General features: G+C 67.1%; 24 protein-coding genes. 15 read left to right on the plus strand and 9 right to left on the minus strand.

The genetic code is table 11. The annotated features are described in order from the left end of the window. The first annotated feature begins 38 nt into the window (after positions 1-38). Positions 39-995: a 50S ribosomal protein L3 N(5)-glutamine methyltransferase gene (prmB, locus tag ETC07_RS12585; RefSeq protein WP_136248869.1), complete on the plus strand. Its 957-nt coding sequence runs from the start codon at positions 39-41 to the stop codon at positions 993-995. A gap of 19 nt (positions 996-1,014) precedes the next feature. Further along, complete coding sequence (aroC, locus tag ETC07_RS12590) at positions 1,015-2,100, plus strand: chorismate synthase (RefSeq protein ID WP_136248870.1); 1,086 nt, start codon at positions 1,015-1,017, stop codon at positions 2,098-2,100. A 30-nt stretch (positions 2,101-2,130) separates the two neighbouring features. On the opposite strand, the gene lnt is transcribed toward aroC, so the two are convergent. The 5 genes from lnt to miaB form a co-directional block, all read right to left on the minus strand. Continuing rightward, positions 2,131-3,591 carry an apolipoprotein N-acyltransferase gene (gene lnt / locus ETC07_RS12595; protein ID WP_136248871.1) on the minus strand — a complete coding sequence of 487 codons (1,461 nt, stop codon included), beginning with the start codon at positions 3,589-3,591 and terminating at the stop codon, positions 2,131-2,133. Positions 3,592-3,626: 35 nt separating this feature from the next. After that, positions 3,627-4,493 (minus strand): CorC family transporter, encoded by an 867-nt coding sequence (locus ETC07_RS12600; RefSeq protein WP_136248872.1) that lies wholly within the window; start codon positions 4,491-4,493, stop codon positions 3,627-3,629. Continuing rightward, complete coding sequence (ybeY, locus tag ETC07_RS12605) at positions 4,490-5,002, minus strand: rRNA maturation RNase YbeY (protein ID WP_136248873.1); 513 nt, start codon at positions 5,000-5,002, stop codon at positions 4,490-4,492. Before ybeY ends, ETC07_RS12600 begins: the two co-directional genes overlap by 4 nt. Then, the gene (locus ETC07_RS12610; RefSeq protein WP_136248874.1) at positions 4,999-6,105 is read right to left on the minus strand and encodes a PhoH family protein; all 1,107 of its coding nucleotides are present in this window, start codon (positions 6,103-6,105) and stop codon (positions 4,999-5,001) included. Before ETC07_RS12610 ends, ybeY begins: the two co-directional genes overlap by 4 nt. A 229-nt stretch (positions 6,106-6,334) precedes the next feature. Continuing rightward, positions 6,335-7,678 (minus strand): tRNA (N6-isopentenyl adenosine(37)-C2)-methylthiotransferase MiaB, encoded by a 1,344-nt coding sequence (gene miaB, locus ETC07_RS12615; protein WP_136248875.1) that lies wholly within the window; start codon positions 7,676-7,678, stop codon positions 6,335-6,337. Between the two features lie 394 nt (positions 7,679-8,072). Here miaB and ETC07_RS12620 point away from each other — a divergent pair, with 394 nt between their 5' ends. Together ETC07_RS12620 and ETC07_RS12625 are read left to right on the plus strand one after the other, a co-directional pair. Further along, the gene (locus ETC07_RS12620; RefSeq protein WP_205742550.1) at positions 8,073-8,714 is read left to right on the plus strand and encodes a TIGR04211 family SH3 domain-containing protein; all 642 of its coding nucleotides are present in this window, start codon (positions 8,073-8,075) and stop codon (positions 8,712-8,714) included. Positions 8,715-8,723: 9 nt separating this feature from the next. Continuing rightward, entirely contained in the window at positions 8,724-9,365 is a 642-nt protein-coding gene (locus ETC07_RS12625) for a class I SAM-dependent methyltransferase (RefSeq protein WP_136248876.1), read from the plus strand. Positions 9,366-9,415: 50 nt separating this feature from the next. Here ETC07_RS12625 and ETC07_RS12630 read toward each other — a convergent pair whose 3' ends face one another. Further along, a complete protein-coding gene (locus ETC07_RS12630) occupies positions 9,416-10,006 on the minus strand; it encodes a YajG family lipoprotein (RefSeq protein ID WP_136248877.1) in 591 nt (196 codons plus the stop codon). A 263-nt stretch (positions 10,007-10,269) separates the two neighbouring features. Continuing rightward, positions 10,270-12,000 (minus strand): gamma-glutamyltransferase, encoded by a 1,731-nt coding sequence (ggt, locus tag ETC07_RS12635; protein WP_136248878.1) that lies wholly within the window; start codon positions 11,998-12,000, stop codon positions 10,270-10,272. Positions 12,001-12,128: 128 nt separating this feature from the next. Between ggt and rpe the strand changes: the two genes are divergently transcribed. From rpe to ETC07_RS12650, 3 genes are all read left to right on the plus strand, one after another. Next, on the plus strand, positions 12,129-12,827 hold the full coding sequence (gene rpe / locus ETC07_RS12640) for a ribulose-phosphate 3-epimerase (protein WP_136248879.1): 699 nt from the start codon (positions 12,129-12,131) through the stop codon (positions 12,825-12,827). A 38-nt stretch (positions 12,828-12,865) separates the two neighbouring features. Continuing rightward, positions 12,866-13,120 carry a GIY-YIG nuclease family protein gene (locus tag ETC07_RS12645; protein WP_136248880.1) on the plus strand — a complete coding sequence of 85 codons (255 nt, stop codon included), beginning with the start codon at positions 12,866-12,868 and terminating at the stop codon, positions 13,118-13,120. A gap of 68 nt (positions 13,121-13,188) precedes the next feature. Continuing rightward, entirely contained in the window at positions 13,189-14,028 is an 840-nt protein-coding gene (locus ETC07_RS12650) for a mechanosensitive ion channel family protein (RefSeq protein WP_136248881.1), read from the plus strand. A 345-nt stretch (positions 14,029-14,373) separates the two neighbouring features. Here the strand turns inward: ETC07_RS12650 and ETC07_RS12655 are convergent, their stop codons facing one another. Continuing rightward, positions 14,374-15,669, minus strand: a complete 1,296-nt coding sequence (locus ETC07_RS12655) for an NAD(P)/FAD-dependent oxidoreductase (RefSeq protein WP_136248882.1) — start codon at positions 15,667-15,669, stop codon at positions 14,374-14,376. A 248-nt stretch (positions 15,670-15,917) separates the two neighbouring features. On the opposite strand from ETC07_RS12655, the gene ETC07_RS12660 reads away from it, so the two are divergent. From ETC07_RS12660 to trpC, 5 genes are all read left to right on the plus strand, one after another. After that, positions 15,918-16,601, plus strand: a complete 684-nt coding sequence (locus tag ETC07_RS12660; protein ID WP_240724647.1) for a phosphoglycolate phosphatase — start codon at positions 15,918-15,920, stop codon at positions 16,599-16,601. Positions 16,602-16,842: 241 nt separating this feature from the next. Continuing rightward, positions 16,843-18,330, plus strand: a complete 1,488-nt coding sequence (trpE, locus tag ETC07_RS12665) for an anthranilate synthase component I (protein WP_136248908.1) — start codon at positions 16,843-16,845, stop codon at positions 18,328-18,330. 291 nt (positions 18,331-18,621) lie between these two features. Continuing rightward, positions 18,622-19,206, plus strand: coding sequence for an anthranilate synthase component II (locus tag ETC07_RS12670; protein WP_136248883.1), 585 nt, complete (start codon positions 18,622-18,624; stop codon positions 19,204-19,206). Positions 19,207-19,237: 31 nt separating this feature from the next. Next, positions 19,238-20,257, plus strand: a complete 1,020-nt coding sequence (gene trpD, locus ETC07_RS12675) for an anthranilate phosphoribosyltransferase (protein ID WP_136248884.1) — start codon at positions 19,238-19,240, stop codon at positions 20,255-20,257. A 21-nt stretch (positions 20,258-20,278) separates the two neighbouring features. Beyond that, on the plus strand, positions 20,279-21,085 hold the full coding sequence (gene trpC, locus ETC07_RS12680) for an indole-3-glycerol phosphate synthase TrpC (protein WP_136248885.1): 807 nt from the start codon (positions 20,279-20,281) through the stop codon (positions 21,083-21,085). A gap of 100 nt (positions 21,086-21,185) precedes the next feature. Here trpC and ETC07_RS12685 read toward each other — a convergent pair whose 3' ends face one another. Then, a complete protein-coding gene (locus tag ETC07_RS12685) occupies positions 21,186-22,142 on the minus strand; it encodes a helix-turn-helix domain-containing protein (RefSeq protein WP_306462091.1) in 957 nt (318 codons plus the stop codon). 189 nt (positions 22,143-22,331) lie between these two features. Between ETC07_RS12685 and ETC07_RS12690 the strand changes: the two genes are divergently transcribed. The 3 genes from ETC07_RS12690 to eat all read left to right on the plus strand — a co-directional run bounded on the left by ETC07_RS12690 (position 22,332) and on the right by eat (position 26,075). Then, entirely contained in the window at positions 22,332-23,741 is a 1,410-nt protein-coding gene (locus ETC07_RS12690; protein WP_136248886.1) for an ethanolamine ammonia-lyase subunit EutB, read from the plus strand. Continuing rightward, positions 23,738-24,562, plus strand: coding sequence for an ethanolamine ammonia-lyase subunit EutC (eutC, locus tag ETC07_RS12695; RefSeq protein ID WP_136248887.1), 825 nt, complete (start codon positions 23,738-23,740; stop codon positions 24,560-24,562). Before ETC07_RS12690 ends, eutC begins: the two co-directional genes overlap by 4 nt. A 76-nt stretch (positions 24,563-24,638) precedes the next feature. Next, complete coding sequence (gene eat / locus ETC07_RS12700) at positions 24,639-26,075, plus strand: ethanolamine permease (RefSeq protein WP_136248888.1); 1,437 nt, start codon at positions 24,639-24,641, stop codon at positions 26,073-26,075. Positions 26,076-26,138: the final 63 nt, after the last annotated feature.

Below are 26,138 nucleotides of genomic sequence, written 5' to 3' on the forward strand. Positions count from 1 at the left end.
CCTCGCCGAATTACCCACCGTCAACCACAGGATGTCTCGTGGCCGAACCTTCCGCTTCCTCGCCCGCTTCGACCCTGGCGCTTACCGATGAGGCCCTCACCGAGGGGTTGATCACGCTCAGGGACTGCCTGCGCTGGACCGCCAGCGAGTTCCACCTGGCCGGCCTCCACTATGGGCACGGCACCGACTCCGCCTGGGACGAGGCCGTGGCGCTGACGCTCGGCGCCCTGCACCTGCCCTGGGACGTCGATCCCGGCGTGCAGGATGCACGCCTGCTGCCCATGGAACGCGCACGCATCGTGGCCCTGGTGCGCGAGCGCATCACCAGCCGCCGCCCGCTGCCCTACCTGCTCGGCGAGGCCTTCTTCGCCGGGCTGGCGTTCAGCGTCGACGAGCGGGTGTTGATCCCACGTTCGCCGCTCGCCGAGCTGATCGAGCACGGCTTCGGTGCCTGGTTCCCGATGGAGCCGCCGGCCCGAGTGCTGGACCTGTGCACCGGCTCGGGCTGCATCGGCCTGGCCACCGCCCTGCATCTGCCGACCTGCGAGGTCGCGCTGGCCGACATCAGCCCCGAGGCGCTGGCGGTGGCAAGCCACAACATCGCGCGTCATGACGTCACGGACCGGGTGCGGGCCGTCGAGTCGGATCTCTTCGACGGGCTTGGCGGCGAGCGCTTCGACCTGATCGTCTCCAACCCGCCCTACGTGGACGAGCGCGATCTGGCCACCATGCCCGCCGAGTTTTGCCATGAGCCAGGCCTGGCGCTGGGCGCGGGGGATGACGGCTTGGACATCGTGCGGCGTATCCTGCGCCAGGCCCGCGATCACCTGACCGATGACGGCGTGCTGATCGTCGAGGTCGGCAACTCCGATCGCCACCTGGAGGCCGCCTTCCCCGAGGTGCCCTTCCTGTGGCTGGAATTCGAGCGTGGCGGCCAGGGGGTGTTCGCCCTCACCGCCGCGGAACTCGACGCCCATGCGGCGTCCTTCAGCTGAGCAGTCAAGAGGCACGCCCATGTCCGGTAATACCTTCGGCAAGTCGTTCACCGTCACCACCTTCGGCGAGAGCCATGGTCCCGCGCTCGGCGCCATCGTCGACGGCTGCCCGCCGGGGCTTGCGCTGACCGAGGAGGACCTGCAGCGCGACCTGGATCGCCGCCGCCCCGGCTCGTCGCGTCACACCACCCAGCGCCAGGAGGCGGACCGGGTGCGGATCCTGTCCGGCGTCTTCGAGGGCGTGACCACCGGCACCGCCATCGGCCTGATGATCGAGAACACCGATCAGCGCTCCAAGGATTACTCGAAGATCCAGGACCAGTTCCGCCCGGCCCACGCCGACTATAGCTATCACCACAAGTACGGCATCCGCGACTATCGTGGCGGCGGGCGCTCCAGCGCCCGTGAGACCGCCATGCGTGTCGCGGCCGGTGCCATCGCCAAGCAGTACCTGGCGAGCCAGGGCATCACCGTGCGCGGCTACATGAGCCAGCTCGGCCCCCTCACCATCGACTTCAAGCAGTGGGAGGCGGTGGAGGAGAATCCCTTCTTCTGCCCCGACCCGCAGCGGGTGCCGGAGCTCGAGGCCTACATGGACCAGTTGCGTCGCGATCAGGACTCGGTGGGGGCGAAGATCAGCGTGGTGGCGGAGGGCGTGCCGCCGGGGCTCGGAGAGCCGGTCTTCGACCGTCTGGACGCCGAGCTGGCGCATGGGCTGATGAGCATCAACGCGGTCAAGGGCGTGGAGATCGGCGACGGCTTCGCCGCGGTGGCCCAACGGGGCAGCGAGCATCGCGACGAGATGACCCCGGAAGGCTTCCTCTCCAACCATGCCGGCGGCGTGCTGGGCGGGATCTCCAGCGGTCAGGCGCTCATCGCCCACCTGGCGCTCAAGCCGACCTCCAGCATCACCACCCCGGGCCGCTCCATCGACCTGGATGGTAACCCGGTGGAGGTGGTCACCAAGGGGCGCCATGATCCCTGCGTGGGCATCCGTGCCACGCCCATCGCCGAGGCGATGATGGCGCTGACCCTGCTCGACCACCTGCTGCGCCATCGTGGCCAGAACGCCGATGTCAGCGTGAGCACGCCGCGGCTGTCCTGAGGCCGCGGCGGTCATCCGGCGGCGTCGCGCCTATGCCTGGCCGCGTCGCCGCAGGCCCGGCAGCAATAGCAGGGCGCCCAGCACCCACACCGGCCAGCTACCGGTGCGGGTGAAGGGCGTGAGCCCCTCTCGGGGCGTGACCTCGCCGGTCAGGGTGGCGGCCTCGAATTGTGGCGCCCGGTCGGTGACCCGACCCTGGGCATCGATCAACGCGGTGACCCCGTTGCTGGTGGCACGGATCACCGGCCGACCGTTCTCCAGCGCACGCAGTCGGGCCATCTGCAGGTGCTGCAGCGGGCCGATCGAGTGGCCGAACCAGGTGTCGTTGGACACCGTGAGGATCACGTTCGAGTGGCGCGCCTGGGCGGCGACCAGGTCGGCGTAGATGATCTCGTAGCAGATGGCATTACCGATGCGGGTGCCGGCCGCCTCGAGCGGTGCCTGGTCGTCGGGACCCGGGGTCATGGCCGGCATCGGCAGGTCGAAGAAGGCGATGGCGCCACTCAGCAGGGGTTCCAGCGGCAGGTACTCGCCGAACGGGACCAGGTGCTGCTTGAGGTAGGTCTCGTCGTCGCCGACCTCGAGCACGCCGTTGTGAAAGCGGCCATCCTCGCGGGTCAGGATGCCGGTGAGCAGGGTGCTCTGTGGCGGCAGCAGGGTCTGGGCGCGCTCGAGGATCGGTCGCGCCTGGTCGGCGAACATCGGCAGTGCCGCCTCGGGCCAGACCACCAGGTCCGGCGCGTCGTCGAGTTCGGCGGTCAGCGCCAGGTAGGTGTTGGCGGCGCTGCGCTGACCCTCCGGCGTCCACTTGATCAGCTGGGACAGGTTGCCCTGCAGCAGGGCCACGCGCAGCGGCTCGCCGGCGGGCGTCGTCCACTGGCTGGGCAGGGCGAGCGGTGCGAGCCACAGTGCGGCCAGCGGCAGCGCGGCCCACCAGCGGCGGCGCAGCACCACCACACCGAGGGCGCCGCTGAGGGCCACGATCAGCGACAGCAGGTAGACACCGCCGACCGGGGCCCAGGCGGCGAGGGGCGAATCCACCTGGCCGCTGCCCAGCAGCAGCCAGGGAAAACCGGTGAACAGCCAGGTGCGCAGCGCCTCGCCGAGCACCCAGGCGCCGGCGAAGGTCAGCACCGACAGGCGCGGCCCGCAGAGGCGTCGGTAGAGGCCGAGGGTGACGGCGAAGAACAGCGCCAGGGCGGCGACGAACAGCGCGGTCAGCGCCAGCGCCAGCGGCACGCCGGTGTAGCCGTAGTCGTGGATCGAGACATAGACCCAGGAGGCACCGCTGCCGAACAGCCCAAGCCCGTAGAACCAGCCGCGCCAGGCGGCCTGGCGCGCGTTGAGGGAGGGCAGGCCGGCGTAGAGCAGGCCGGCGGCCAGCGGCGCCAGCCACCATAGCTGGAAGGGCGCGGCAGACAGGGTGGTGAGCACGCCGGCGGCGAGCGCCGCCAGGGGCCCGAGGAACCGATGAAGGCGAGGGGGCATCATGGCACCGTCCTTGGTGAAGGGGCCTGGGGGAGGCGTCAGTCGTCGGCTGCCGAGGCCGGTTCGGCTTCGAGCAGGCGAATGCGTCGATTGTCGGCGTTGAGCACGGTGAAGCGCCAGCCACCGATCTCGGTATGCTCGCCGCGACCGGGCAAGTGGCCGAAGCGCTGCATGACCAGGCCGCCGAGGGTGTCGAACTCCTCGTCGGAGAAGTGTGTGTCGAAGCGCTCGTTGAAGTCGTCGATGGGGGTCAGGGCGCGGATCGCGTAGCGCGACTCTCCCAGCAGGCGAATGTCCTCTTCCTCGTCGGTGTCGTGCTCGTCCTCGATGTCGCCGACGATCTCCTCGAGGATATCCTCGATGGTCACGATGCCGGCGGTGCCGCCATATTCGTCGACGACCACGGCCATGTGGCTGTGGGTATCGCGGAATTCCTTGAGCAGGCTGTTGAGGCGCTTGGACTCCGGCACGAACATCGCCGGGCGCAGGACCTCCTCGAGCTGGAAGGGATGCCCGTTGTCCTGGCTCTGGCGCAGCAACGGCAGCAGGTCCTTGACCAGCAGGGTGCCCTTCACCTCGTCGAGGTTCTCGCCGACCACCGGATAGCGGGAGTGGCCGGTCTCGAGTATCACCGGCAGGTACTCTTCCAGCGGCTGATCGAGGCCGATGGCGGTGATCCGGGAGCGCGGAATCAGCACCTCGCGTACCTGCTGATCGCTGATGTTCAGCGCGCCCTCGATGATCATCATGGCGTCCTGCTCGAGCTTGAGCCGGCTGGCGGCCTGGCGCAGGAACTCCAGCAATTCGTCCCGCGAGCTCGGCGCGTCGCTGTCGCCGGACAGGGCGCTGAACAACTTATCGAGCCAGGACTTGCTGCCCTGGCCGGTCGATCGGTCTTCGCTCATGCGTCGGTTCTCTCATCCTCGGGATCGGAATCACGATGCGCCGGGCCGGAGGCCCGGTAGGGGTCGGCGATGTTCAGGCCGGCGAGGATGGATCGCTCCAGTGCCTCCATGGTCTCGGCCTCATCGTTCTCGATATGGTCATAGTCCATCAGGTGCAGGGTGCCATGAACCACCATGTGAGCGTAGTGATCGACGAGCGTCTTGTCCTGATCGCGGGCCTCGGCGAGCACCACCGGGTGGCAGATCACCAGGTCGCCGAGCAGCGGCAAGGTGATGCCTGGCGGGCATTCGAAGGGGAAGGACAGCACGTTGGTGGGCTTGTCGCGCTGGCGATAGTCGCGGTTGAGCGACCGGCTCTCCTCGGCATCGACGAAGCGCACCGTCAGTTCAAAGCGCCCCTCGTCGGGGTGTCGGGCCAGCACCGCACCGACCCAGGCCTCGAGTTCGGCCTGGGTCGGTAGGTCGGCGCTGTCGATGGCGGGCTGACGATCGACCTCGGCCGGGTTCATTCGCCTTCCTCGCGACCGTTGTGGCGTTCGCGCCGTTCCTGGCCGAGTTGCCTTTCCTGGCGTAGCGCCTCGCGCTCCTGCTCGCGGGCCTCGCGCTTGGCACGCGCCTGGTTCTCTTCCTCGGCCTCGAACTGGTCATAGGCCTCGATGATGCGCTGTACCAGCGGGTGGCGGACCACGTCCTTGGCGGCGAAGTGGGTGACGCCGATGCCCGGGGTGCCGTGGAGCACATCGAGGACCTGGATCAGCCCCGAAGTCTGGCCGCGGGGCAGGTCGACTTGGGTGATGTCACCGGTGATCACCGCGGTGGAACCGAAGCCGATGCGCGTCAGGAACATCTTCATCTGTTCGCGCGTGGTGTTCTGGCTCTCGTCGAGGATGATGAAGGCGTTGTTGAGCGTGCGTCCGCGCATGTAGGCCAACGGCGCGATCTCGATGATCTGGCGCTCGATCAGCTTGGCGACCTGCTCGAAGCCGATCATCTCGTAGAGGGCGTCGTAGAGCGGGCGCAGGTAAGGGTCGATCTTCTGGGCCAGGTCGCCGGGCAAAAAGCCGAGCTTCTCGCCGGCTTCCACCGCGGGGCGCACCAGCAGGATGCGGCGCACCTGTTGTTGATTGAGAGCCTCGACCGCGGCGGCCACCGCGAGGTACGTCTTGCCGGTGCCGGCCGGGCCGATGCCGAAGTTGATGTCGTGGTCGCGGATGCTCGAGACGTAGCGTTGCTGGTTGAGCCCGCGGGGCTTGATCAGGGTCTTGGGCGTGCGCAGCAGGACGTCGCCGTCGCTGTCGCCGCCTTCTTCCTCCTCCTCGAGGGCTTCCAGGCCGGACTCCTGCAGGAAGAGGTGGACGGTGTCCGGGGTCAGCTCGCTGGCCTCGGCCTCGCGGTAGAGGTGCTCGACGACGTTGGAGGCGGCCTTGACCCGGGGGCCGGGGCCGGCCAGCTGGAAGACGTTGCCGCGGTTGCGCAGGGTGACGCCGAGACGTTCCTCGATCAGCTTGAGGTGTTCGTCCTGTTGGCCACAGAGCGTGGCCAGGCGTTTGGGATCGTTGGGCTCGAGGTTCAGGGTGATGACGCGGTTGGCCGCGGAGGCTGGCTGGCTCAAGACGGGCGGGTCCGTGAGTTGTTGGGTGTCGGGATCAGCTTACTGCCCCGGAAGCTGCCGGGGCAATGTGCGTGGACATCCATGATCTGCTGCGCGTCGGCCATACGGCGTTGAAACCGTGATCAGAAGGCTCATTTGGCGTGCTGAACTGCATTCCTTCTCACGGTTTCGCCTTGTCCGACCGGAGCCGGCGAGATCATGAACCGTCCCTGGTCTGAGGAGGTCGGGGTCAGAAACGCTCCGGCGAGGCCAGCTCGCCGCGCAGCGAGTTGGGCAGCGCCTCGCTGATCTCCACGTCGACGAAGTAGCCGATCAGCTCGGTGGGGTTCGGCGCGCGGAAGTTGACCACCCGGTTGTTCTCGGTGCGGCCCGACAGCTGTCCCGGGTCCTTGGGTGAGAAGCCGGTGACCAGCACGCGCTGGGTGGAGCCCACCATGCGCCGGCTGATCTGCATGGCCTGTTGGTTGATGCGCTCCTGGAGGATCGCCAGGCGCTGCTTCTTGACCGCCTCCGGGGTGTCGTCCTCGAAGCCTGCGGCCGGGGTGCCGGGCCGTGCCGAGTAGACGAAGCTGAAGGAGACGTCGAAGCCGATGCGGCCGATCAGGTCCATGGTGTTGGCGAAGTCTTCCTCGGTCTCGCCAGGGAAGCCGATGATGAAGTCCGAGGAGAAGCTGATGTCCGGGCGTAGCGCGCGGATGCGTTCCATCTTCTCCACGTATTCCTCGACGGTGTGGCCGCGCTTCATGGCCGCGAGGATGCGGTCGGACCCGGCCTGTACCGGCAGGTGAAGGTGGCTGACCAGCTCCGGGATCTCACCGTAGGCCTCGATCAGGCTGTCGGAGAACTCCACCGGATGCGAGGTGGTGAAGCGGATCCGGTCGATGCCTTCCACCGCCGCCACGCAGGCGATCAGCTCGGCCAGGTCGATTTCCTCGCCGAGCTGGTTCTCGCCGCGATAGGCGTTAACGTTCTGGCCCAGCAGGTTGATCTCACGCACACCCTGGTCGGCGAGGTGGATCACCTCGTCCATCACCGCCTCGAAGGGCCGCGAGATCTCTTCGCCACGGGTGTAGGGGACCACGCAGAAGGTGCAGTACTTGGAGCAGCCTTCCATGACCGAGACGAAGGCGGTGGCACCGTCGGAGCTGGGGCGGGGAAGATGGTCGAACTTCTCCACCTCGGGGAAGGTCACATCGACCACCGAGATCTGGTCGTCCCGCCGGGCGTCGAGCATCGACGGTACCCGGTGCAGGGTCTGGGGGCCGAAGACCATGTCGACCTGGGGCGCGCGCTTGCGCAACGCCTCGCCTTCCTGGCTGGCCACGCAGCCGCCTACACCGATCACCAGGTCCGGGTTGGCTTCCTTGAGCTTCTTCCAGCGACCGAGCTGGTGGAAGACCTTCTCCTGGGCCTTCTCGCGGATCGAGCAGGTGTTGAGCAGGATGACGTCCGCATCGCGTTCGTCGTCGGTGAGCTCCAGCTGGTGGGATTCGCCGAGCAGATCCGCCATGCGTGCGGAATCGTACTCGTTCATCTGGCAGCCATGCGTCTTGATGAAGAGTTTCTTCGCCATAAGAATAGGTCGTGGCGTCTGGGCCCGACGTTGCACCGGTGGATGATCGTTCGCAGGGAGGCGGCCGGCAAGGCCGTCCGATTGAGGGCAGCGATTATACGCACCCAAGCGAGGCGGGGCCAGCGTGTCGGACCGCCCGGCGTGCGGGCCTGTGGTACCCTTGTCGGCGTCGGAGGCGCCGGCGGGGTGGTCAGGAAATGACCGGAATGCTGTCATATCGGCAGCCATGCCACCTGGCCGCGGGTTTCCAGCGGTTTTCCCGGCAGTTGTCCACAGATGCTGTGGATGATCCGGAGACGCACTCTCATCACGGTGGGCCGGGCAAGGAAGGTCCGGTCATGACCGCCATCGCCGCGAGCGGCGAATATAGAGCCTTGGATAGCCAGGACGACGCATGACGATGCAACGATACAAGACACTGATGACGCTGGGTGCACTGCTCGGGGCGCTAGCCCTGCCGGTGCAGGCTCAGCAGGACGACGACGCCCAGGACGCCTCTCGCTGGGTGTCCGATGATCTCACCACCTTCGTGCGCAGCGGCCCCACCGATGGCTATCGCATCGTCGGCACCCTGACCGCCGGCGACCCGGTAGCGCTGCTGGGGACTCAGGGGGACTACAGTCGTGTGCGCAGCCAGGCCGGCGACGTGGTCTGGGTGCCGACGAGCGATCTTCAGGACGCCCCCAGCGCCAAGGTCCAGCTGCCCGCGCTGGAGTCGCGGGTGGAGGAACTCTCCGAGGAACTGTCGGGCATCAACGAGACCTGGGAGAGCCGCATGGCCTCGCTCACCGAGACCCTCGGCGTGCGTGAGCAGCGCATCGCCGAACTCGAGCGGCGCAATCAGGCCCTCGAGTCGGAAAGCGAGAGCGCCGGCGCCACCGTGCGTGAGCTACAGGCCCGTCTCGATACCCAGGAGGAGGACCTGCTGATGCGCTACTTCATGTACGGCGGTGGTGTGGCCGGGGCTGGCCTGCTGGTCGGCCTGATCGTGCCGCACCTGCCGCGTCGCCGTCGCAAGCGCGACCGTTGGTTCTGAGGTCGCATCATGGATAACCCATGGCTCGTGCGTTGGCGCGAGGGACGCATCGGCTTCCACCGCGACGCGCCGCATCCGGCCCTGATCCGCTATTGGCAGGCACTGGGCGCGGCCACCGACGCCAAGGTGTTGGTGCCGCTGTGTGGCAAGAGCCTGGACATGCGCTGGTTGGCCGGGCAGGGGCATCCGGTACTAGGCATCGAGCTTGCGTCCGAGGCCATCGAGCAGTTCCTGGCCGAGGGCGAGGGGGAGGTCTCCCGTTATCGTCGCGGTGGCTTCGAGATCGGCCGCCAGCACAACGTGGAGCTCTGGCACGGCGACTTCTTCCACTTCCATATCGAGGCCGCCGCCGAGGTGGGCGCCTTCTATGACCGGGCGGCCTTGATCGCCCTGTCCGAGGCGACCCGCCAACGCTACGCCTTCCACCTGGCCCAGCTGTTGCCGCCTGGCAGCCAAGGGTTGCTGATCGGCCTGACCCGCGCCCCTGGCGATGAGCGTGGGCCACCCTTCAGTGTTGGCGCCGAGGAGATTCGCGAGCTGTTCGCGCCCAACTTCGAACTGGAGCTCTTGGAAGAGGGCGAGCCGGAGCCGGGTAGCGGCTTTCGCGAGAGTGTCTGGAGGCTGATCCGTCGCGGCCCTCGGGGCGACTGAGCGGGCTCGGCAAGCGGCCCGCCCCGCCGATATGCCGACGGGGCAGGGCGCTAGCGGGCCAGCAGGCTCGCCAGCTCCGGGTCCTTGAAGGCGCGATCGAGCGCATCGGACAGCAGCTTCTCGATCATCGCCTGGTTGGCCTCGCGGCCCGGGCGCATGGCGTATTGCTGGGTGCGACGGGCGGTATAGCGGCCGGTGTAGGTGGTGCCGTCATGCCGGGCCTCGGCCTCCAGCACCGCGGTCAGGCGTGCACTGCCGACCAGCGGCAGGGCATCGCCGGGACCGTAGTCGAGCCGCTTCAGGGTCAGCGTCAGGCGGGGTTGCCCCGGCGTGGTGCCGCGGGTGGGGCGAAACCCCATGTCCTGCACCGCACGCTCGGCCTCGGCCTGCAGGCGCGGCGTCAGCTCGCCGGGGTCGACGATGATCACCGCCGTGGAGCCGGCGCTGCCGGAGCGGGAGCCGATCACCGCCTCTTCGCGGGTGTCGCGGGCGCTCACGCTGACCGCTTGTCCCTGGCCGACGGCCGGCACCTGGGCGCTGCGCTTGGGGTCGGGTTGCAGGTAGTGGGGGCTGGCACAGCCGGCGAGCCAGCCGTTGGCCAGCAGTAGCAGGCTCAGGCCGAACAGGCGTCGGGTGGTCATGGTGCTCTCCTTGCCGAATGCAAAGGCTAGAGTACAGTAAACACTGACTCATGGCTGCGCTCGATATCCTGGCCGCCGGCGGTGCTCAAGACCCCCATTTACTGTCTCGTCCAAGGCGGTTTCCGTTCCGGCGACGCTCAGTCCTTCTTCGCTCGCGGCATGAATCAGCGCTTCCTCATCGCGACTTCCAGCCGGGGGGGGCTCGACACTCGGGGCACGCCGCCCGACAGCGGCGTGCCCCGAGTGTGCAGAGCCTCGACGATTCAGAGGCCCATGGCCGAGGAGGTGGAGCGCCGTGGATCGGCGCCGCCGAAGAACCGGCCGTCCTCGATCACGATCGACTGCGCGGCGCCCATGGCCGACTGCTGGCTGATGGTGTGGCCGCGGGCCTCGAGCAGCGACAGGGTGTCGGGGCTGAAACCGGCCTCGACACGCAGCTCGTCGGGCAGCCACTGGTGGTGCAGGCGTGGTGCGCTGACCGCCGACTGGATGTTCATGTCGTGGTCGATGACGTTCATCAGCACCTGCAGGGTGGTGGTGATGATCCGCGAGCCGCCGGGGCTGCCGGTGATCAGGAAGTTCTCGCCGTCGCGCTTGACGATGGTCGGAGTCATCGACGACAGCATGCGCTTACCGGGCTCTATCTTGTTGGCCTCGCCGCCGATCAGGCCGTAGGCGTTGGGCACGCCGGGCTTGGCTGAGAAGTCGTCCATCTCGTTGTTGAGCAGGAAACCGGCGCCCTCGACGGCGATGCCCGAGCCGTAGCTGAAGTTGATGGTATAGGTGTTGGAGACCGCCAGGCCGTCGCCGTCGGCGATCGAGAAGTGGGTGGTCTCGTTGGACTCATAGGGCGCCGGGTCGCCGGCGCTGATCTCGTCGCTGGGGGTGGCGCGATCGATGGCGATCTGCGAGCGCAGCTCGTCGGCATAGGCCTTGGAGGTGAGGCCGTCGAGCGGTACCTCGACGAAGTCGGTATCGCCGAGGTATTCGGCGCGATCGGCGTAGGCACGCTTCATGGCTTCGGCCATCAGGTGCATGGTGTCGGCCGCGCCGAAGCCCATCTCGGCGATGTCATAGCCCTCGAGGACATTGAGGATCTCCACGATGTGGGCGCCGCCGGAGGAGGGCGGGCTCATGGCGTAGACATCGTAGCCGCGATAGTTGCCGTGGCTGGGCTCGCGGATCTCCGGCTGGTAGCCGGCGAGATCCTCGCGGGTGATCAGTCCGTCGTGGCGCTGCATCTCGGCGACGATCAACTCGGCGGTCTCGCCTTCGTAGAATTCTCGCGCGCCCTGCTCGGCGATGCGCCGGAGCGTGGCCGCCAGATCCGGCTGACGGAAGGTGTCGCCGACCCGATAGGCGCTGCCGTCTTCCTTGTAGAACATCGCCTGGCTGGCATCCCACTGGGTCAGGCGTTCGCCGGCATCGGCGACCCCATCGACGAAGCGCTGTGGCACCACGAAGCCCTCATCGGCGAGGCGGATCGCCGGCGCCAGGGCTGCGGACAGGCTCAGGGTGCCGTATTCCTCGAGGGCTCGGGCCAGGCCGGCCACGGTGCCGGGGACCCCGGCGGCGCGATGGGTGAAACGCGACCACTCGCTGACGGCGTTGCCTTCTTCATCCTGGAACATGGTCTCGGTGGCGGCCGCCGGCGCGGTCTCCCGGTAGTCGATGGCGGTGACCTCGCCGCTTCGTTCGTCGGAGATCAGCATGAACCCGCCGCCCCCGATGTTGCCCGAGCGCGGCTGGGTCACCGCCAGCGCGAAGCCGGCGGTGACCGCCGCGTCCACGGCGTTGCCGCCCTCGGCGAGCACCTCGTGGGCGACCTGTGAGGCCAGGAAGTGGCTGGTGGCCACCATGCCCTGCTCGCCCGTCTCGGGATGGAAGCGTTCGCCCTCGAGGATGGCCGACTGGGCCATGGCGAGAGAGGGCGCGCACAGCGCGAGACCCAATAGGCCGGTGCCGAGCGTGTGGCGCAGCGGGAGGAATGGCATCGATCTCTCCTTCGTCGTGGGCGGGATTCTTCACTATCGTCGGCGATGGCCGATGTCGCAAGGAGGGCGCGCGGGTTCCTGTTAGAATGCCGATCATCATGACCGTGACTTCGACAGGATGCTGCTCCATGAGTGATTCGACGCCCGATTATCAGCTTGCCCCCTCGATTCTTTCCGCCGATTTCGCCCGCCTCGGCGAGGAGGTCGATGACGTTATCGCCTCCGGCGCCGATATCGTCCATTTCGACGTCATGGATAATCACTACGTGCCCAACCTGACCATCGGCCCGATGGTCTGTGAGGCACTGCGCAAGCATGGCGTCACCGCGCCCATCGATGCGCATCTGATGGTCAAGCCGGTGGATCAACTTATCGGCGACTTCATCGATGCCGGCGCCAGCTACATCACTTTCCATCCCGAGGCCTCGGATCACATCGACCGCTCGCTGCAGCTGATTCGTGACGGCGGCTGCCGGGCCGGGCTGGTGTTCAACCCGGCCACGCCGCTGTCGTTCCTCGACTATGTGATGGACAAGGTCGACATGGTGCTGCTGATGAGCGTCAATCCGGGGTTCGGCGGTCAGTCCTTCATTCCGGGTACCCTCGACAAGCTGCGCGAGGCGCGCCGCCGCATCGATGCCTCGGGCCGCCCGATTCGCCTGGAAGTCGACGGAGGGGTGAAGATCGATAACATCGCCGAGATCGCGCGTGCCGGGGCCGATACCTTCGTCGCCGGCTCGGCGGTGTTCAAGGGGCGTAATGCCGCCGACCCGAATCGCTACGACGGCGTCATCGGCGACCTTCGCCGGGCCCTGGCCGAGGCCTGAGGGTGACGGCAGAGACCGCGTCTCGTTGGTATCTTTACATGATCGAGACCGCCGGCGGGGCGCTCTACACCGGTATCACCACCGATGTGGTGCGTCGCCTCGGCGAGCACCGCGCCGGGCGCGGCGCCAAGGCCCTGCGTGGCAGAGGGCCGCTGCGGCTGGTATACCAAGAATGTGTCGGCGCTCAGGGCGAGGCGCTGCGCCGCGAGGCGGCGCTGAAGCGCCTGAGTGCTGCGGCCAAGCGCCGCTGGCTGGCCGAGCGCCGCTCGTCCAGCGGGGAAGCTGCCCCCTAGGGGTGTCGGCGGGTCGGCGTCGGGCCGATGTGCCTTCGAACATTACCTGAACCCGACAGGGAGAACCTATGGACCTTCAATGGATCACCGACTTCGTGAGCATGCAGGGCACGAGCTTCGTCATCAACCTGGTGGCGGCGCTGGCCATCTTCTTCATCGGCCGCTGGGTGGTGAAGCTGCTGCACGGGCTGAGCCTCAAGGCCATGCAGCGCGGTAAGCTCGACCCGCTGCTGACCAAGTTCTTGGGCAATATTGTATATGCCTTGCTGATGATCTTCGTGGTGCTGGCGGCGATCGGCCAGGTCGGCATCCAGACGACCTCGCTGATCGCCGTGCTCGGTGCTGCCGGCCTGGCGGTGGGGCTGGCGCTGCAGGGGTCGCTGGCCAACTTCGCCGCCGGGGTGCTGGTGATCTTCTTTCGCCCCTACCGGATCGGCGATTACGTGGAGGCCGGCGGAACCTCCGGCACCATCGACGACGTGCAGATATTCACCACCGAGCTCAGGACGCCGGACAATCGCAAGGTCATCGTGCCCAACGGCCAGATGATGAGCGGTGCCATCACCAACTACTCAAGCCATGACACGCGCCGCGTGGACCTGGTGGTCGGCGTCGGCTACGACGACGATATCGACACCGTACGCCGGGTACTGGAAGGCGTGGTGGCCGATGACCCGCGGGTGCTGGCCGATCCGGAACCGAACATCCGCATGAGTGCGATGGGGGATTCCTGCATCAACTGGATCGTGCGGCCCTGGGTCAATGCCGTGGACTATTGGGATGTCTACTGGGAGATGACCGAGGAGATCAAGCGTCGCTTCGATGCCGAGGCCATCAGCATTCCCTTCCCGCAGCGCGATGTGCATGTCTACCACCACCCCGACAAGGCGGACGAGGCGAGCCTCTGACGTCGAGCCGCGTGGCAGCCAACGACGATGGCCCCGGCGAATACCGGGGCCATCGTCGTTCCGGCGACGCTCTGGCCGGCCTAGGCAATGTCTGAAAATGGCCTGCGCTCGGCTATACCGCGTTAACCATCAGTTCAACGTCCTCATTGTCACTCCGTGAACTCCGGCTTATGACGAGCGACATCCTGTCACTCGCTCTTCGTGCAGCAGGGCTGCCCAGATCGGCAATTCCTGCCGATTTGTCGCCGATCTTTGTCTTGCGCCCCACCTGGGCGTGGGAAGTGCGCGGGCCCGTCTGGAGCGGGCCTAGCCCTAGACTTTGCTCGCCGACTTTGCAGACAAGGCCTAGTGGAGTTTCAGGCGCGGCTTCAGGAACCGGTTGAGGCCGTCGACGATGACCATCAGGCCGGTCTTCAGCGTGCCGTGAATGGCTCGCTGGTGCATGCGGTACAGCGAGGCGTAGAAGAACTTGGCCAGGTGGCCCTCGATGAACAGGCTACGCGCCGAGGCGCCACGCATCAGGCTGCCGACGGCATCGAAATGTGCCAGTGAGATCAGCGAGCCGCGGTCGCGGAACACGAAGGGCTTGAGCGGCCGGTCCTCCAGGCGCGCCAGCAGGTTCTTGTAGAGACGGTCGGCCTGCTGGTGGGCCGCCTGGGCGCGAGGCGGTACCGTGCCACCATCCGCCTGCGGGCAGCTGGCGCAGTCGCCGAAGGCGAAGACGTGTTCGTCGTCGAGGCTCTGTAGCGTGGCATCGACCTTGAGGCGATGGTTGCGCTCGGTGGAAAGGCCCAGCTCCGAGAGCAGCGCCGGGGCCTTGATGCCGGCCGCCCAGACGCCGAGGTCGAGGTCGATACGTTCGCCGTCGGCGGTGACGATGGCTTCCTTGGTGACCTCGGTGACCCGGGTATCGGTATGCACGCGCACGCCAAGGCGCTCGAGCTCGGTCTGCACGGCGTCGCTGATGCGTTCCGGCAGGGCCGGCAGTATCTTGGGTGCGGCCTCGATCAGGTGCACCTCGAGATGCGCGCTGTCCAGGGTGGTGAAGCCATAGCTGTTGAGCATCTGCGAGGCGCCGTAGAGCTCGGCGGCCAGCTCCACGCCGGTGGCGCCGGCGCCGACGATGCCGATGACCATCTTCGCCGAGGGCTCGCAGGGGGCGTTGTAGCGAAGGAAGGCGTTGAGCAGGGACTGGCGGAACAGTTCGGCCTGGTCGGGGCTGTCGATGAAGTGGCAATGCTCGGCGACGCCGGGGGTGCCGAAGTCATTGCTCACGCTGCCCAGCGACAACACCAGTTCATCGTAGGGCAGCGTGCGGGCGGGCAGGATCTCGTCGCCGTCGTCGTCGAGTACCGGGGCCAGGGTCAGGGTGCGGCCCTCGCGATCAAGCTCGGTGAGGGTGCCGAGCTGGAACTGGTAGCCGTGGGCGCGGGCATGGCCCTGGTAGGCGATTTCGTCGAGTCCCGAGTCCAGTGCCCCGGTGGCGACTTCGTGCAACAGCGGTTTCCAGATGTGGGTGGGATGGCGGTCGACGAGCACGATCTCGGCGCGCTGGCGCTTGCCGAGTTTGCGGCCGAGCCGGGTCACCAGCTCGAGACCGCCCGCGCCTCCGCCGACCACCACGATGCGTGGTAGCGTCATGCGAGACTCCTGATTGAAAGTGGAAAAGAACACTTGCGTAAAAAGTCGCCTGGGTCGGGGCGGGCGTCCCGGCCGGCGCCACGGGTCGCGTGGAGGCGGTCCCTGGCGCCGCGAGGGCTCACCCCGGTAGCGGCGACGGCTGTCCCTAGCATATGCCTCTCGTGCGTCGCTGCCTATGCCCCCAAACGGGTATCCTGGGCTGTCACATGTGGGGCCCGTGCCCGTGGAGCCGCAACGATGAGGCAACGATGAGAGGAAGATACGCCATGCATGGCTGCCTGGAAGGTATCGAGCTGGTCGCCTTCGACCTGGATGGCACCCTGGTGGATTCGGTGCCGGACCTGACGGTCGCGGTGGATGCGGCCTTGGTTGATCTGGGAATGCCCGGCGCCGGGGAGGGCAAGGTCCGCGACTGGGTCGGCAATGGCTCGCGGATGCTGATGGAACGTGCCCTGCTCGATGCCTGGGGCGAGGCGCCGGCCGCGGCGCGCCTGGACGCGGCCCACGAACGCTTCCTGGCTCGCTATGGTGAGGCGCCCTGTGCGCGAACCCGCCTCTACCCCGGGGTGCGTGAGGCGTTGGAGGCGCTCTGGACGAGCGGCCGGCAGCTGGTGCTGGTGACCAACAAGCCCGCGGCGTTCATCGCGCCGATCCTTCGCGCCACCGGCATCGACCGGTATTTCGCGCTGTGCCTGGGCGGCGACAGCCTGCCGAGCAAGAAGCCTGATCCGCTGCCACTGAGGCACGCCGCCGAGCGTTTCGAGGTGGCGTGCGAACGCTGCCTGATGGTCGGCGATTCCCGTCATGACATCGCCGCCGGCAAGGCGGCGGGGTTCCGTACCCTAGGGGTGCCCTATGGCTACAATCACGGCGAGCCGGTGGCCTCGAGCGGGCCGGATGTGGTGGTTGAATCGCTGGCGGAACTCGTTTAGTGTAAATCGAATTGTGCTATAACGATGTGGTTATTGATTGTTTTTCGTTATATGCGACCCCGTCATCGCCGATGGAACCCGCATCATGCAGGCTTTTCCCGCTTCCCCGACCGTCCTTCGTCTCTCCCGTGCCGCCGGTAGAGGCGCTTGGCGATGGTGATGCTCGCCGCCTGAGGCGGCCGTGCCAGCCGTCCCTGTTCGTTGACCGTCGCACATCATCTATCGAGGATACGGGCCCATGATGACCCCCGAACACTTCCAGTCGCTGGTCGATGCCGGCTATAACCGCATCCCGGTCACCCGTGAGGTGCTGGCCGATCTCGACACGCCGTTGTCCACCTATCTCAAGCTCGCCGATGCGCCCTGGACCTTCCTGCTGGAATCGGTGCAGGGCGGCGAGAAATGGGGCCGTTATTCGATCATCGGCCTGCCGTGCCAGGAGCGCATCGAGGTGCGCGGCTTTCAGGTCACCCATATCGTCGACGGTGCGACCCAGGGCGTGACCGAGGTCGAGGACCCGTTGGCCTGGATCGAGGCCTTCCAGGCGCGCTTCAAGGTGCCGCGCCTCGACGATCAGCCGCGCTTCGACGGGGGGCTGGTGGGCTACTTCGGCTATGACACCATTCGTTACATCGAGCCGCGCCTGCGCGGTGTCGACAAGCCCGACCCCCTCGGCGTCCCCGATATCCTGCTGATGGTCTGCAACGATCTGGTGGTGTTCGACAACCTGTCCGGTCGCCTGACGCTCTGGACGCATGCCGACCCGGCCGAAGCCGAGGCCTTCGATCGGGCGCAGGCCCGACTGACGCGACTCGAGGAACGGCTGCGCGGTTCGGTTCTCGAGGCGCGCAGCCCCGGCACCGGCGGCCGCGCGGTAGAGGAAGGACACTTCACCTCCGGTTTCACCGAGGCGGGCTTCAAGTCGGCCGTGGAGACCATCAAGGAATACGTGCTGGCCGGCGACATCATGCAGTGCGTGCCGTCGCAGCGGATGTCGATTCCCTATCAGGCGCCGCCGCTGGACCTCTATCGCGCGCTGCGTAGCCTCAACCCCTCACCCTACATGTTCTACTTCGACCTGGGCGATCATCAGGTGGTCGGCTCCTCGCCGGAGATACTGACCCGCCTGGAGGAAGGCGAGGTCACCGTGCGCCCGATCGCCGGGACCCGGGTACGCGGGCGCACCGAGGCGGAGGATCGTGAGCTCGAGGAGGATCTGCTGGCCGACCCCAAGGAGCGCGCCGAGCACCTGATGCTGATCGACCTGGGGCGCAACGACGTGGGCCGCATCTGCGAGACCGGCTCGGTGACGGTTACCGACAACATGGCCGTCGAACGCTACTCCCATGTCATGCACATCGTGTCGCAGGTCACCGGGCGGCTGCGCCCCGGCATGAGTGCCATGGACGCGCTGCGCGCGACCTTCCCGGCGGGCACCCTGTCGGGGGCCTCCAAGGTGCGGGCCATGGAGATCATCGACGAACTGGAGCCGGTCAAGCGTGGCGTCTACTCCGGAGCCGTGGGCTATCTCTCGTGGCACGGCAACATGGATACCGCCATCGCCATCCGCACCGCGGTAATCAAGGACGGCGAGCTGCATGTCCAGGCCGGGGCCGGTGTGGTGGCCGATTCCGAGCCCGACAAGGAATGGCAGGAGACCCTCAACAAGGGGCGTGCGCTGTTCCGCGCCGTGGCCATGGCCGAGCGTGGCCTGGATAACCTCGAATGAGCCCCATGCCCCGCGCGGTGGGGGCCGGCACATCTTGACACCGCCAGCCGCCGGCGAGCACTATGAAGCCCATGAACCTAGTAGACTCAACATTCGTGCCGATGACGTGGTGGCGCCCTTAAGCGAGGGCGGCACGCTGACGTTTGGAGAAAATGCCGCCGTCAGGGCGGCATTTTTGTGTCTATGGACCCCTGCACGGCTGGCATGTCTTCCGTCTCGCCCCGGGAGGTTGCCGGGTGGCAAACCACGAATCTCTGTTAATCATGCCAAGGAAATCAGGATCCTAACGCCATGTCCGTGCTGATGATCGACAATTACGACAGCTTCACCTTCAACGTCGTGCAGTACCTGGGCGAGCTCGGTGCCGAGGTGGTGACCCATCGCAACGATGCCATCACCGTGGAGGATATCGAGGCGCTGGCGCCCAGCCACCTGGTGATCTCGCCGGGCCCCTGCACGCCCAACGAGGCGGGCATCTCCATGGCGGCGATCCGCCACTTCGCCGGGCGTCTGCCGATCCTCGGCATCTGCCTGGGCCATCAGGCCATCGGCCAGGTGTTCGGTGGCGACGTCTGTCGCGCGCCCCAGGTGATGCACGGCAAGACCTCGCGCATCCGCCACGTGGGCGAGGGCGTTTTCGCCGGCCTCGAGGATCCGCTGGAGGTCACCCGCTATCACTCCCTGGTGGTGGGGCGCGACGGCCTGCCGGACTGCCTGGAAGTCACCGCCTGGACCGATGAGGGTGACGTGACGCCGGGGCTGATCATGGGCATGCGTCATCGCGAGCTCGACATCGAAGGCGTCCAGTTTCACCCCGAATCGATCCTCACCCGCCAGGGCCACGAGCTCCTGGCCAACTTTCTCGAGCGTCGCTGAATCGCCGCCACAGTCAAAGGAGAAGACGGCCATGCAGATGCGAGAAGCCCTCGGTGCCCTGATGCGCCACGAGTCGCTTTGTTTCGAGCAGACCCACGCGCTGATGAGCGCCATCATGACCGGGGAGGCCAGCGATGCCCAGGTCGCCGCCTTCCTGATGGGCATGGCGATGAAAGGCGAGACGCCGGAGGAGATCAGCGCCGCCGCCCAGGTGATGCGCGAGCTGATGACGCCGGTGACGCTCGATGCCGAGAACGTGGTCGACATCGTTGGTACCGGCGGCGACGGGGCCAGCCTGTTCAATGTCTCCACCGCCTCGAGTTTCGTGGCCGCCGCCGCCGGGGCGCATGTGGCCAAGCACGGCAACCGTGGTGTGTCGTCCTCCTCGGGCAGCGCCGATCTGTTCGCGGTGGCCGGCATCGGCCTCGACCTGGACGCCGAACAGGTGGCGCGTTGCATCGAGGAGGTCGGCGTTGGGTTCATGTTCGCGCCCAACCATCACCCCGCCATGCGCCATGCGATCGACGCGCGTCGCGAGATGGGCGTGCGTACGTTGTTCAACATCCTCGGGCCGCTGACCAATCCGGCCGGCGCGCCGAACCAGCTGCTCGGTGTTTACGCCTTCGAGCTGATGCCGCTGATGGCCGAGGTGCTCAAACGCCTGGGCAGCCGCCACGTGCTGGTGGTATGTGCCGAGGACGGGCTCGACGAGATCTCGCTGGCCGCGCCGACCCGGGTCACCGAGCTCAAGGACGGCGAGATCAGCGAGTACACCATCGCTCCCGAGGACTTCGGCATCGCGCGCCAGGGCCTTGAAGCGCTCAAGGTGAAGACCGCCGAGGACAGCCTTCGCCTGGTCGAGCAGGCGCTGATCGGCGAGGGGCCGGCGGCGGACATCGTGGCGCTCAACGCCGGCGCGGCGCTGTATGCCGCGGAAGTCGCCGATACTCTCAAGGAAGGCGTGGCCCTGGCGCAGGATGCCCAGGACTGCCAGCTGGCCCGCGAGAAGCTCCGGGAGCTGGCCAACTTCACCCGTGTCTTCGCCCAGTAGCCCCTGATCAGGACTTCCCACATGACCGCCGCTGCCGATACCCCGACTATCCTGACCCGTATTCTGGCCCGCAAGGACGCCGAGGTCGCCGAGCGCCGGCGGGCCGTGTCCGAGGCCGAACTCTTGCGCCTGGCGGGCCTGCAGTCCGCCCCACGGGGCTTCGTCGCCGCCCTCGACGCGCGTATCCGTGACGGCGACCCGGGCGTGATCGCCGAGATCAAGAAGGCCTCGCCCTCCAAGGGCGTGATCCGCGAAGACTTTCGTCCGGCGGAGATCGCCGCCGACTATGCCGCGGGCGGGGCGGCCTGCCTATCGGTGCTGACCGACGCCGACTTCTTCCAGGGCCATGAGGACTTCCTGATCGACGCCCGAGAGGCCTGCCGGCTGCCGGTGATCCGCAAGGACTTCATCACCCACGGTTATCAGGTCAGCGAGGCCCGGGCCATCGGTGCCGACTGCATCCTGTTGATCGTCGCGGCGCTGGATGACGCCCGGCTGGCGGACCTGCATCGTCAGGCCACCGAGCTCGGCATGGATGTGCTGGTCGAGGTTCACGATGCCGCCGAACTGGAGCGTGCCCTGGCGCTGGATCTCACGCTGGTCGGCATCAACAATCGCGACCTGCATACCTTCGCGACGCGTCTCGAGACCACGCTGGATCTGCTGCCGCGGATCCCCGCCGCCGTCACCGTGATCACCGAATCCGGTATCCATGATCGCGACGACGTGCTGCGCATGCGTGAGCATGATGTCCACGGTTTCCTGGTGGGCGAGGCCTTCATGCGCCGCGAGATGCCCGGTGAGGCCCTGCGGGAGCTGTTCTTCTAGTCTCCCGCATCTGCCAGGCGTGACGGAGGCTCGTGCATGACACGGCGCCCCGGCGAGCGATCGCCGGGGCGCCGTCGTTGTCGGGCAGGTCGCCGCCGCTTCAGGCGCGATGCCGGGCCAGGGTGGCCGAGGGCGACTCGCCGAACAGCCGGCGGTAGTCGCGGGAAAACTGCCCCAGGTGATAGAAGCCCCAGTCGCCGGCGACCTGGCCCACCATGGTGCCGACACCAGGCTCGCACAGGTGGCGCCGCACCCGGTTGAGGCGCGTCAGGCGCAGGAACTGGATGGGGCTCACGCCGAGGATGCTGGTGAAACTGTAGCGCAGGGTGCGCTGGCTGACGTGGGTGATCCGACATAGCTCGTCAAGGCTCACCGGCAGCGCCGCGCCGTTCTCCAGGTGCGCCCGCACACGATCCACCACCCGACGGCGATGGCGATAGCTGGGCGGGCATTCGGTATTGGGGGTCTCCTCGCGCAGGATCTCCTGTAGCGCCAGGCCGAGGATGTCCTGGTGGACCCGGGGCTCGAACCGCGCATCGTGCATGCCCAGCAGGCGCTCGATCAGGAAGGTCGTCGCCTGGCGCGTCGGACGCGGCAGCCGCAGGCGCGTCAGCCGCTCCGGGCCGGCGTCGAGCAGTGGGCGGGCAGCCTCGCCGGCCGCTCGAGCCAGCCATGAGCGGTCGACCACCAACCCGTAGATGCCGAAGGCATCGGGTGTGACCAGCTCGAAATTGTGCCCGCCGGGCTGGCACATGATGTCTTGTTCTCCGACCCGGTGGCCGTTGATGCGGCAGCCACGCTCGTCGACCGGGATCCCCAGCCACAGCGAGTCAGGCCAGACATTGCACTGCTGGCCCAAGGCATGACTGGTGTATTCCTTGAATACTTGCATCTCGGGCAGATGGACCTCGTCGATGCGCCCGTAGAAACCGCCCTGACTGAACTGGTCGTATTCCTGGGACCAATCGGTCAGGTTATGTGCATGCTGATTGGCATCCCAGGCCTCCCACATGCACTTCCTTGGTGCGTTCTCGACGGCTCGAGTCGTCTGTGGCACGTGACGTGACTCCTCCTCCCTGGATGCTCGACGGCGTTAGTGGGAGGCAAGTTGTTGTTATTGATGGTCTCGCTGGTTTTGCCGGAAAACGATAACGCCGTTCGTGGCGTCCTCGTTATTCTGCCATGACGTACTATTCGTTGCGTACCGACGCCTCGGGCGATCGGAGCGCTCGACCAGGAGACGAGCATGGTCAAAGCCTATCACCATACGCTGGGCAGCCGGCACTACCGCTTCGCGAGCCTCGCCGAACTGATGGCCAAGGCCACGCCGTCGCGCTCCGGGGACCGCCTGGCCGGCGTCATCGCCGAGTCGGCCGAGGAGCGAGTCGTGGCCCAGATGGCGTTGGCGGAGCTGCCTCTGACAACCTTCCTCGAGGATCATCTGGTGCCTTACCGCGAGGACGAGATCACTCGCCTGATCATCGACACCCATGATGCCGGCGCCTTCGCCTCGATCCGCCACCTGACGGTCGGTGACTTTCGCAACTGGTTGCTCAGCGACCTCGCCAGCCCCGAGGTGATCGCTCGGGTGCGCGCCGGCATCACCCCGGAGATGGCCGCGGCGGTCAGCAAGATCATGCGCAACCAGGACCTGATCCTGGTGGCCAGCAAGTGCCGGGTGACCACCGCCTTTCGCAACACCATCGGCCTGCCGGGGCGCCTTGCGACTCGGTTGCAGCCCAATCACCCCACCGATGATGCGACCGGGATCGCCGCCAGCATCCTCGATGGCCTGCTGTACGGCAACGGCGACGCGGTGATCGGCATCAACCCCGCCACCGACAACGTCGCCCAGAGCATCAAGCTGATGACGTTGATGGACGAGGTGATCCAGAAGTACCGGATTCCGACCCAGTCCTGCGTGTTGACCCACGTCACCAACACCCTCGAGGCGATCGAGCAGGGGGCGCCGGTGGACCTGGTCTTCCAGTCGATCGGCGGCACCCAGGCGACCAATGAGAGCTTCGGTTTCGATCTCGCCACGCTGGCCGAGGCCCAGGACGCGGCTCGGAGCCTCAAGCGTGGCACGGTGGGTGACAACGTCATGTACTTCGAGACCGGGCAGGGCAGCTCGCTGTCCGCCAATGCCCACCATGGGCTCGACCAGCAGACCTGCGAGGCGCGCGCCTACGCCGTGGCCCGTCACTTCGATCCGCTGCTGGTCAATACCGTGGTCGGCTTCATCGGCCCCGAGTACCTGTTCGACGGCAAGCAGATCATCCGCGCCGGCCTGGAGGATCACTTCTGCGCCAAGCTACTCGGCGTGCCCATGGGCTGCGACATCTGTTACACCAACCACGCCGCTGCCGATCAGGACGACATGGACAACCTGCTGACCCTGCTGGGCACGGCGGGCTGTACCTTCATCATGGGCATCCCCGGCTCCGACGACATCATGCTCAACTACCAGACCACTTCCTTCCACGATGCGCTCTATGCGCGCCGGGTGCTCGACCTGTCACCGGCGCCGGAGTTCGAGCGTTGGCTGGACGAGATGGCGATCTTCGAGGATGTCGCCCGCCACCGGCCCAGCGGCCGGTTACCCGAGGCCTTCGCCCGCCCCCTGACCCGGCTGCCCGAAGGAGATGTCCGATGAGTGATCATCCACCCGACCACGGCGTGACCGATAACCCCTGGCAGCGGCTGCGCCAGTTCACCGCGGCGCGCATCGGCCTCGGCCGCGCCGGGACCAGCCTGCCTACCGCACACTCGCTGGACTTCCAGCTCGCCCATGCCCGGGCCCAGGACGCGGTCCATCTACCGTTAGAGGTCGAGGCCTTGTGCGGTGATCTCGCGGGGCTCGGCATCGGCGAGGGCGTACAGCGCCTGCACAGCCGCGCGGTCGATCGCTCGACCTACCTGCAGCGCCCGGACCTGGGGCGGCGCCTCGACGAGGCCTCCCGCAGGCGCCTGGTCGAGTCCGAAGACGCGCCGCGCCCCGCCGTCGACCTGGCCATCGCCGTAGTCGATGGGTTGTCGTCGCTGGCCGTACAGCAGAATGCGCCACCGTTTCTCGAGGCGCTGACGCGGCGGCTGGCCGAGGACGACTCGAGCTGGTCACTGGCGCCGCTCTCGGTGGTCGAGCAGGGCCGGGTGGCGATCGGCGACGAGATCGGTGAATGCCAAAACGCCCGGGCCGTGCTGGTGTTGATCGGCGAGCGTCCGGGGCTCAGCTCGCCGGACAGCCTCGGCCTCTACCTGACCTGGGCGCCGTGGGTCGGGCTCACCGATGCCGGGCGTAACTGCATCTCCAACGTGCGCCCGTCGGGCTTCGCCTTCGAGGAGGCCAGTCGGCGGCTGATGTACCTGCTGCGGGAATCCCGCGCCCGGGAGCTGTCCGGCGTGCGACTCAAGGACCGGACCCAGGACGATGTCATCGAGTCCTCGGTCGGCATGCGCAACTTCCTGACCTCGTAACACGCTTTCAGAATCGGCGGGCGCGGCTCCGCCATGCTCCATCGCGACCTCATAACAACAGTGCAAAGGTGACTCGATGAACGATGCGACCCTGGACCAGGAATACCTGGCCAAACGACAGCTGAAGAAGGGCAGCGCCGGCTGGTTGCTGCTGGCCGGACTCGGCGTGTCCTACGTGATCTCCGGCGATTTTGCCGGCTGGAACTTCGGCATCGCCGAAGCGGGGTGGGGCGGCTTCGTGATTGCCGCCGGCCTGATGGGGCTGATGTATTTCGCCCTGGTGCTGTCACTGGCCGAGATGTCGGCGGCCATTCCTGCCGCGGGGGGCGGCTATAGCTTCGCGCGTCAGGCCATGGGGCCGACCGGCGGCTATCTGACCGGTCTGGCGGTGCTGATCGAATACGCCCTGGCGCCGGCGGCCATCGTCATCTTCATCGGCGCCGCGGTGGAGGAGCTGCTGGGGATCAATGGCCCGCTGGTCTATGCGTTGTTCTATGCGGTATTCATCGGCATTCATCTGACCGGTGCCGGCGAGGCGCTCAAGGTGATGATGGTGATCAGCGGCCTGGCGGTATTCGCCATCCTGGCCACCGCCCTGGCGTTACTCGGGGCGTTCGATGCCAGCCGGTTGTTCGATATCGCGCCCACCGAGGCCGCCGGTGCCAGCGTCTTCCTGCCCTTCGGCTGGGCCGGGGTGTGGGCCGCGTTGCCCTTCGGCATGTGGCTGTTTCTGGCCGTGGAAGGCGTGCCACTGGCCGCCGAAGAGGCCAAGGATCCGGCCCGCGACGTGCCTCGCGGCATCATCGCGGCGGTGCTCTTCCTGCTGGTGACGGCGGTGCTGGTGGTGGTGCTGCTGGCCGGAGCGGCCGGTGCCGGTGCCATCGGGGCGAGCGGCGTGCCGCTGGTCGACGCGCTCAAGGCCGCCGATCACCCGACCCTGGCGACGCTGGTCAACGTGCTGGGACTGGCCGGCCTGATCGCCTCGTTCTTCTCGATCATTTACGGCTACAGCCGGCTGGTGTTTGCCCTGTCGCGAGCCGGTTATCTGCCCAGGGTGCTGTCGCTGACCAGTCGTCGCAAGGCACCGACCTGGGCGTTGGTGGTGCCCGGGGTATTCGGGTTTCTGGCCTCGTTGAGCGGTGAGGGTGACCTGCTGCTGGGCATGGCCGTGGTGGGCGCGACCGTGTCCTACGCGCTGATGGCGCTGAGCCATATCCTGTTGCGCGTGAGACGCCCCGAGCTGGCGCGCCCTTACAAGACCCCCGGTGGCGTTGTGACTTCCGGCCTGGCGTTGGTGCTGTCGCTGATCGCCCTGTCCGGCGTCTATGCCTTCGATCCACGGGCCTTCATCTATACCCTGGTGCTGTTCGTGATCGGGGCGGCCTATTACGCCTTCTACAGTCGCAACACCCTGGTGGCGAAGACCGCCGATGAGGAGTTCGCGCTGGTCGCCGCCGCCGAGAGTCGCCTCGATGCCGACGCTGGGCCGACTCTCGAGGCCACGACGCCCTGAAGGAAAGGCGCGTGCAGGGCATGAGATGATGCGACGGGGCCGCCAAGTGGCGGCCCCATCGCG

Source organism: Halomonas borealis (assembly GCF_004798905.1).
GTDB lineage: Bacteria > Pseudomonadota > Gammaproteobacteria > Pseudomonadales > Halomonadaceae > Halomonas > Halomonas borealis.